Annotated in this window: 3 protein-coding genes, 2 tRNA genes and 1 rRNA gene; 5 read left to right on the top strand and 1 reads right to left on the bottom strand. The window is 37.4% G+C overall.

Features of this window, described 5'->3' with window-relative positions; genetic code table 11:
* From rrf to HC725_RS16470, 3 genes are all read left to right on the top strand, one after another.
* Positions 1 to 91: ribosomal RNA gene (gene rrf / locus HC725_RS16480) — 5S ribosomal RNA — on the top strand; the annotation flags it as partial.
* A gap of 29 nt (positions 92 to 120) precedes the next feature.
* Positions 121 to 197, top strand: a tRNA-Asp gene (locus HC725_RS16475).
* 8 nt (positions 198 to 205) lie between these two features.
* Positions 206 to 282, top strand: a tRNA-Trp gene (locus HC725_RS16470).
* Between the two features lie 575 nt (positions 283 to 857).
* Here HC725_RS16470 and HC725_RS16465 read toward each other — a convergent pair.
* On the bottom strand, positions 858 to 1178 hold the full coding sequence (locus tag HC725_RS16465) for a pyocin activator PrtN family protein (RefSeq protein ID WP_238928566.1): 321 nt from the start codon (positions 1176 to 1178) through the stop codon (positions 858 to 860).
* Positions 1179 to 1236: 58 nt separating this feature from the next.
* Between HC725_RS16465 and HC725_RS16460 the strand changes: the two genes are divergently transcribed.
* Both HC725_RS16460 and HC725_RS16455 read left to right on the top strand, forming a co-directional pair.
* Positions 1237 to 1473, top strand: coding sequence for a helix-turn-helix domain-containing protein (locus tag HC725_RS16460; RefSeq protein ID WP_190332943.1), 237 nt, complete (start codon positions 1237 to 1239; stop codon positions 1471 to 1473).
* Between the two features lie 64 nt (positions 1474 to 1537).
* The gene (locus tag HC725_RS16455) at positions 1538 to 1777 is read left to right on the top strand and encodes a hypothetical protein (protein WP_190332942.1); all 240 of its coding nucleotides are present in this window, start codon (positions 1538 to 1540) and stop codon (positions 1775 to 1777) included.
* Positions 1778 to 1840: the final 63 nt, after the last annotated feature.

Genomic DNA, 1840 nt, shown 5'->3' with positions numbered 1-1840 from the left:
CACCTGATTCCATGCCGAACTCAGAAGTGAAACACAATAGCGCCGATGGTAGTGTGGGGTCTCCCCATGTGAGAGTAGGACATCGCCAGGCTTTTAATTTAAGTACTGAATAGACACTGCGGAGTGGTAGTTCAGTTGGTTAGAATACCGGCCTGTCACGCCGGGGGTCGCGGGTTCGAGTCCCGTCCACTCCGCCATAAATTTTAGGGGTGTAGCTCCAACTGGCAGAGCAGCGGATTCCAAATCCGCGTGTTGGGAGTTCGAATCTCTCCACCCCTGCCATACAGTTTGCATAATTATGCAAAGATAAAAAAGCCTAGTCATTGACTAGGCTTTTTTGTATTCGTAATATATGAACTCAGACAAGTGTATCTAGTCTAGATTACTATAGAATAAAATAATCAATGCCATATTAGTTTTTCCGCATGCAAATCTTTTAACCGATTTTTCACTATTTACTAATGTGAGTTTTTGGATACTAACGATGGTATTTACCGACTAAAGTATACGAAACTAACATTTCAATATGTAGAATATGCGGAAATGCATTAAAAGTAATCTAACTCATATCGGAACATCTATGAACCCAGTAAATCCCAGTGAAACCAATAAATTCAATCCTTCCCGTTTTTCCGTTGCCCCGATGTTAGACAAGGGTGATTCTTGATATTAAGTAATTGATAATTAACGACATTTTAAGGTGTAAAATAAATTTGGGGCACTGTGTGGGGCACTTTTTTTCAAAAAAAAACCGGTTTTTTTAAATCATTGAAAATAAATAATATTTTTATTTTCCAATGTCTTATTTTGGGGGGCTTTTTAAGGATTTTCGGCAATTCTTTGACGACACAAACAAATCAAGAATTAAGCAATATCCATTCATTTCGAGCCTTAATCGTTTTTGCATCTATATATTTCACAAGGTCATCTATATGCACCAACCAAGGCGATTTTTGACTTTCACCAAGTCGCAAAACAGGAAACGGTAGAGCACGATTAGAAGCCCGTTTTTTTGCTGTTGCTACCGACAAACCGAGTAAATCTTCCGCAATTTCTTCAATCAAGATCAAAGACCTATTTCCAAACTGCGCAAGCAAGAGATAATGAGTAGTAGTAAAGCGATCCATTTCTGGCTTGCCTCTTTTGTTTCCCATTCTGCGAGGGTTCATTAAAGTCATAGTGTTGCCCTTTGTTCCTGAATTGGGTACATTTTATCTTGTCTCTAATATAGGGACAATGAAAAAGACACTATTTACACCAGAATACGCAAAACTTATCGAATGGCTGAAAGAAGCAAGAGCCGAACGAGGTTTAACTATGCGTGAATTAGCTGTTGAGCTTGATGTTCCTCATTCTTATGTGGGAAAGGTTGAACAATGTGAGCGTAAACTCGATGTGTTGGAGTATGTGAGATATTGTGAGGCTTTGGGGGTAGATCCAGATCTTGGGGTATCGATTTTAAAGATGAAATGATTAATGTGTAGAAATCTATATTACTGAAGTTCGAACGCTACTTTCTGGAAGATAAAGGCTATTGATGGAATATTTGAATAATCTTATTGAAGCTTGCCAAAGAGCTAAATGTGCTAAACCAATATCTGAACATAAGGTGAAGCATTTTGATGAAGTTCCAAGTATTGAAAAAGGTATTTATATCATTCGAGAAGTTGGTGGTAATAAAGAGCATACATTCAATTCTTTCAAGCAATTTAAAGAAACCAAATTGAAGGCATGTTGTAAGTGTCAACACCAGTTGAAATCTGATCCACTTTTTTAAAAATTCACCGTTTTAATATTGATCCACTTATTTGCTCAGCTATTGCTAATTTCTAATATTCCA

This window comes from Vibrio sp. S17_S38, from assembly GCF_014694375.1.
Classification (GTDB): domain Bacteria; phylum Pseudomonadota; class Gammaproteobacteria; order Enterobacterales; family Vibrionaceae; genus Vibrio.
The sequence above is the reverse complement of the archived record's forward strand: the minus strand, read 5'-3'. Positions and strand labels throughout refer to the sequence as shown.

What these genes read in the sequence shown, in the direction of transcription:
- HC725_RS16465 (WP_238928566.1), bottom strand. Translation starts at nt 1,178, where the DNA reads ATGACTTTAATGAACCCTCGCAGAATGGGAAACAAAAGAGGCAAGCCA.
- HC725_RS16460 (WP_190332943.1), top strand. Translation starts at nt 1,237, where the DNA reads ATGAAAAAGACACTATTTACACCAGAATACGCAAAACTTATCGAATGG.
- HC725_RS16455 (WP_190332942.1), top strand. Translation starts at nt 1,538, where the DNA reads ATGGAATATTTGAATAATCTTATTGAAGCTTGCCAAAGAGCTAAATGT.